This window comes from Sulfitobacter sp. UBA4523 (genome assembly GCF_002388305.1).
Taxonomy (GTDB): Bacteria; Pseudomonadota; Alphaproteobacteria; order Rhodobacterales; family Rhodobacteraceae; genus Sulfitobacter; species Sulfitobacter pontiacus.
In genome coordinates, this window is sequence record NZ_DGMH01000053.1 from 468 (window position 1) to 6,313 (window position 5,846).

Consider the following 5,846-nt stretch of genomic DNA (forward strand, 5'->3'; position numbering starts at 1 on the left):
CATGCAGGGCAGTTGGACGCTGCGGCCGATATCGAGCTGGTGCAGGACAAAGGGCCGTTCCTCTTGGTCGATGGCCACCGTGGCTTTGGCCATATCGTGGCAGAGCAGGCGATGACGCTGGCGATTGATCGTGCGCAGGCCCACCATTTCGTGATGCTGTCCTTGCGCAACAGCTTCCACCTTGGGCGCTTGGGCGACTGGGGCATCATGGCGGCGGAAGCGGGGTTCATCTGCATCCTTTACGCGAATGTTCAGTCCGCGCGACCGCTCGTGGCACCCTTCGGCGGCAGTGATGCGCGGTTTGTCACGAATCCTTACTGCACGGCGATACCGGCGACCGAAAAGCATCCGATGTTTGTGCTGGATATGGCGACCAGTACCATCGCCATGGGCAAGGCGCGTGTCGCTCAGCTTAGCGGCAAGCCCGCGCCCGAAGGGGCGTTGATTGATGCGCAGGGCAATGCCACGCGCGATCCGTCGGTGGTATTTGACGGTGCGGGCGGGGCGTTGACGGCCTTCGGGCAGCATAAAGGGTTCGGGCTCGCCTTGCTGGGGGATATCTTAGGTGGATCGTTCAGCGGGGGCGGGGCCTATGCGCCCGAGCGCGAGGTGCCCGACCGGATCGTGAACAACATGATGGCGATCCTGATCGATCCCAATGTCTTTGGTCTTGCGCAAAGCTTTGGTGTGGATGTGGACAGCTATACAGATTGGGTCAAGGCATCCCCCGCAGCGCCCGGAACGGCGGGGGTGCAATTCCCCGGCGACCCCGAAAGGCGCAGCACGGCAGAGCGATCGGCCAAGGGTATTCCGCTGGATGCAGGCACATTGGCGCAATTGATGGCGGCGGCGCGCAAGGCGGGTGTTCCCGCGTCAGAACATCTATGCTCTACCTCTGATTGACGTCACCCTGCGCAATCGCGCCTCTCGCGGTCTTTTGTTGACTCACGGAAAGGCGCGCTCTTATCCTTTTCCACAGGGCGGAACCACGTTTCACAAGAAAACGGGCCGCTAACCTTGCCGCAAACGCGAATGTTTTGCGCCGCAGGAATTTCTGGGAGGAAAGATATGAACGTATTGAAGACGACGGTCGTGGCATTTGGGTTCACGGCTTCCATGGGGGTCGCGCAGGATCTGGACCTGCCGCGTCAACTGAGCTGGACAGCCTATGACACCGGGTCGGCGGGCTATAATCAGGCCGTGGCAATCGGTGCTGCGTTGCAAGATGCCGCGGGGGTGAACCTGCGGGTGCTGCCGGGCAAGAACGACGTGTCGCGCACAGAGCCGCTGCGCCAGGGGCGGGTTGAATTCTCGGCCACGGGTGTGGGCGGTAGTTTTATGGCGCAGGAAGGTGTGTTTGATTTCGGGGCCGAAAACTGGGGCCCGCAGCCGATCCGCGTGCTGCTGGCGAACAACGGCGGCGCGATCAACCTTGCGGTCGGTGTCGCGGGCGATCTGGGGATCGAGACCTATGCCGACCTCAAGGGGAAGCGCGTGTCCTATATCGTGGGTGCCCCTGCGTTGAACGTGAACACCGAAGCCTATCTGGCCTATGGCGGACTGACCTGGGACGATGTGGAGCGGGTTGATTTCGGGGGGTTCGGGGCCAGCTGGACCGGCCTGATCGAAGGGCAGGTCGATGCGGCTTTTGCGTCGACCAACTCGGGCAAGGCATATGAGGCCGAAGCGGGGCCGCGCGGGCTGTTCTGGCCGCCGATTGATCCCGACGACACCGAGGGTTTCGCCCGCATGCAGGAGATTGCCCCCTTCTTCACGCTGAACAAAGCCAAGGTCGGGGCCACCATCGACGGGACCGACGGCTATCAGGGCGCGGGCTATGCCTATCCGGTGCTGACCTCTATTGCGGCCACGGACGAAGCGCTAGTCTATAATATGACCAAGGCGATGGTAGAGCTGTTCCCGAAATATGACGGCAATTCCCCCGGCATCGGTGGCTGGGCGCTGGACAAGCAGAACATGGAATGGGTGGTGCCCTACCACGAAGGGGCGATCCGCTATTTCGAAGAAGTGGGCGCTTGGTCCGACACCGCGCAGGCGCATAACGACAAACTTGTGAAACGCCAAGAAGCGCTGGCCGCGGCATGGGAAGCGACGAAAGCGTCCAACCCCTCTGACTGGGAAGCCGCTTGGTCCGAGGCGCGCCGCAAGGCCTTGGCAGACGGCGGGTTCTCTGTCGTTTTCTGAACCTTTCCAAAGTTCGGGGCGGGCTGGTCATGATGCCGGCCCGTTCCTGCTGTGCCGCTTACCGGCCCGTACCCCCTAATATGAAAGCGTTTTTATGACCGATCCCGATACATCGCGCGCCCCGCAGCCGAAGTTCGAGGAGGTGGCGATTGACGGTGCCACCCCGGCAGAGCGGATCTCGGGGGTGGCACGTTGGGTCGTGGTGATCACCACGCTGCTGTCGCTGGTGCTGGTGGTGAACCAGCTTTTCAACCTTCAGCTTTTCGGGATTGTGCTGATCGACGGGCGGTATCTGTATATCCTCGGGGGGATGTTCCTCGCGTTGACATTCCTTATCTTTCAGGCCCGCGGCGGCAAGGGGGGGGAGCCGACGCTGCTGGACTGGGTGCTGTTTGCCGCTTCGGTCGGGACCACAGGCTATCTGGCGCAAACCGCGCAGCAGAACCTGTCGCAGGGGTGGGAATATGCAGCCCCTGAAACGGCGCAATATGTCTCGGTCATATTCTTCTTTCTGATCCTGGAGGCAACGCGGCGGGCAGGGGGGCTGGTGTTGTTCCTGATCGTCACCCTCTTTGCCTTTTACCCGACATTCGCGGGCCACGTGCCGGACCCGTTTTCGGGCTTTCAAAGCACGTTTCTGCAAACGGTGCCCTACCATATCTATTCCGCCGAAAGCTCTTTCGGCATTCCGATGAAGGCGTTCGGCGGTGTTGTCATCGGCTTCATCCTGTTCGGCGCGGTGCTGCAACGGACAGGCGGCGGGCAGTTTTTCAATGATCTGGCGCTTGGCCTCGTGGGCGGCTACCGCGGGGGCGCAGCGAAAGTGTCTATCTTTGCCAGCGGCTTTATGGGGTCGATGTCCGGCTCTGTCATTTCGAATGTCTTGACCACGGGGGCGGTGTCGATCCCCGCGATGCGCAAGACCGGATTCTCGGCCAAGACCGCCGCCGCGACAGAGGCCTGCGCCTCGACTGGCGGGGTATTGATGCCGCCGATCATGGGGGCGACGGCCTTTGTCATGGCGTCCTTCCTGTCACGCCCCTATGTCGAAATCGCGCTGGCCGCCGCGATCCCCAGCCTGTTGTTTTACTGGGGCCTGTTTGCGCAGATCGACGCCTACTCCGCGAAACGCGGGCTGCGCGGGTTGCCCAAGCCTGACCTTCCGCGCCTGCGTCAGGTGATGATCGAAGGCTGGCCCTATATCTTCGTTTTCGCGCTGCTGCTCTATATGATGATCGGGCTGCGGCAGGAATCCTCTGCGCCCTTCTATGCGACGGCGCTGCTGTTGGTGGTGAACCAGTTCCGCGCGAGCCATCGTCTGAACCTGAGCCGCCTTGGCAATATGATCGTCGGTGTCGGCATGGGGCTGTCAGAACTGACGGCGATCCTGCTGGGCGTCGGGCTGATCGTCGGGTCGTTCTCGGCCACGGGGCTGGCGGGCACATTGGTGAACGAGCTGGTGTTTCTGGCCGGCGACAGCACGTTGATCCTGTTGCTGATGGGGGCGATCACCGCCTTTATCTTCGGCATGGGGATGACGGTGACCGCCTGCTATATCTTCCTTGCGGTGGTGCTGGCCCCCGCGCTTGAGGCCGGCGGGCTGAACCAACTGGCAGTGCATCTGTTCATTCTCTACTGGGGCATGGTCAGCTATATCACACCTCCGGTAGCGCTTGGCGCTTTTGCGGCCTCGACCATGGCGGGATCGAACCCGATTGCCACGGGGTTCGAAGCGATGCGCCTTGGCGGTGTCATCTATATCGCGCCCTTCTTCTTTGTGCTGAACCCTGCGTTGATTGGTCAGGCCCCCGCGTGGGAGGTCGTCGTCGCGCTGAGCTGTGCGATGATCGGGGTGACCCTGATCTCGGCGGCGCTGCAGGGGTACATCAGCCTTGTCGGCCCGATTGAAGGCCGTGGGGCGCTGCCGATGCGGGTGGCGCTGTTCTTTGGCGGCGTGCTGATCGCCATGCCGCAGAATGATCTGGCCGGTTTGGGCTACAGCCTGTCCTTTCTCATCGGAATCGCCCTTTGTGCGCTGCCGATGTTGCGGGCGTGGCAGGCGACCTCCGCTGCGCGCGTCACCCCCTAAGGCGAAGGTGCTGGCGCGCGCTTGTCGCGCGCCTTTCCCCGGAGCCGTGTGCCTGCCGGTTACATTTTAAGCGATCCCGATCTTTGGCGCCAAAAAATGAGGCGCGGCTAGGGGCGTGTCCTGTGACATGCCATTTTTCTAGCGACTCCGCCACTGCCCTAGGCATCTTGGCCTTGTGCCGACACAGGCAACACCGTCGCACGGCAAGCGATCCTGGCAGATGTAACAAGCCATGCGACGATCACAACAATATGCTGCGCCTCCTGTCTAACGTGCTTGGGGGCCCCGGAAAAGTGCGTTCTGACGCGCGGGGTAGCAGCGCCAACAGGGGATAGAAGATGACAACATTCACAAAACTTGCCGCCTGCGCGACCGCTGCATTGATGGGCTCCACCTCGCTGGTGATGGCGCAGGACTGTGCCGATCCGGTCAAGGTCGGCGTGCTGCACTCGCTGTCGGGGACCATGGCGATTTCCGAGACGACGCTGAAAGACACCATGCTGATGTTGATCGACGCGCAGAACGAAAAGGGTGGCGTATTGGGCTGCGAAATTGAGGCGGTCGTGGTCGACCCTGCCTCCGACTGGCCTTTGTTCGCAGAGAAGGCGCGCGAGCTGCTGACCGTGAACGAGGTCGACGTGATCTTTGGCAACTGGACCTCTGTGTCGCGCAAATCCGTGCTGCCCGTGATTGAAGAGCTGAACGGCCTGCTGTTCTACCCCGTGCAATACGAGGGCGAGGAATCATCCAAGAACGTGTTCTACACGGGTGCCGCGCCCAACCAGCAGGCGATCCCCGCCGTCGACTATCTGATGGAGGAAGGCGTCGAGCGCTGGGTGCTGGAAGGCACCGACTACGTCTATCCGCGCACCACCAACAAGATCCTCGAGCAGTATCTCAAGGACAAGGGCGTCGCCGCCGAGGACATCAAGGTCAACTACACGCCCTTCGGCTTCTCCGACTGGCAGACCGAGGTGTCGGCCATCAAGGAATTCGGTTCGACCGGCAAGAAGACCGCCGTCGTCTCGACCGTGAACGGCGACGCCAACGTGCCGTTCTACAAGGAACTCGCCAACCAGGGCATCGCCGCGACCGACATTCCTGTCGTCGCCTTCTCCGTCGGCGAGGAAGAACTGGCCGGCATCGACACCGGCCCGCTGGTCGGCCATCTCGCCGCCTGGAACTACTTCCAGTCGGTCGATACGCCCGAGAATGCCGAGTTCATCGAGAAGTGGAAGACCTTCATCGGTGACGACAAGCGCGTCACCAACGACCCGATGGAAGCCCACTATATCGGCTTCAACATGTGGGTGAAGGCGGTCGAGGCCGCAGGCACGACCGAGGCCGACGCGGTCATTGCCGCCCTGCCGGGCGTCGAGGTGCCGAACCTCACCGGCGGCATGTCCACCATGCTGGCCAACCACCACATCACCAAGCCCGTGCTGATCGGCGAGATCAACGACGAGGGCCAGTTCGACATCGTCTCCGAGACCGAGGAGCTGGTGCCGGGCGACGCCTGGTCCGACTTCCTGCCCGACTCCAAGAACCTGAT

The 5,846-nt window shown here is 62.0% G+C and carries 4 protein-coding genes; all 4 read left to right on the forward strand.

The features are described 5' to 3' along the window. Window positions 1-903, forward strand: a 903-nt coding sequence (locus B3849_RS13300) for an Ldh family oxidoreductase (RefSeq protein ID WP_286780276.1), incomplete at its 5' end; no start/stop codon positions are given. A 165-nt stretch (window positions 904-1,068) separates the two neighbouring features. Further along, complete coding sequence (locus B3849_RS13305) at window positions 1,069-2,205, forward strand: TAXI family TRAP transporter solute-binding subunit (protein ID WP_074635226.1); 1,137 nt, start codon at window positions 1,069-1,071, stop codon at window positions 2,203-2,205. A 94-nt stretch (window positions 2,206-2,299) separates the two neighbouring features. Then, window positions 2,300-4,294 (forward strand): TRAP transporter permease, encoded by a 1,995-nt coding sequence (locus B3849_RS13310; RefSeq protein WP_278426391.1) that lies wholly within the window; start codon window positions 2,300-2,302, stop codon window positions 4,292-4,294. A 338-nt stretch (window positions 4,295-4,632) separates the two neighbouring features. Continuing rightward, the coding region (gene urtA / locus B3849_RS13315) for an urea ABC transporter substrate-binding protein (protein WP_286780277.1) at window positions 4,633-5,846 on the forward strand (1,214 nt) is incomplete at its 3' end.

Excerpts from the sequence above, each read along its gene's own strand:
- B3849_RS13305 (WP_074635226.1), top strand. The coding sequence starts at position 1,069 with ATGAACGTATTGAAGACGACGGTCGTGGCATTTGGGTTCACGGCTTCC.
- B3849_RS13310 (WP_278426391.1), top strand. The coding sequence starts at position 2,300 with ATGACCGATCCCGATACATCGCGCGCCCCGCAGCCGAAGTTCGAGGAG.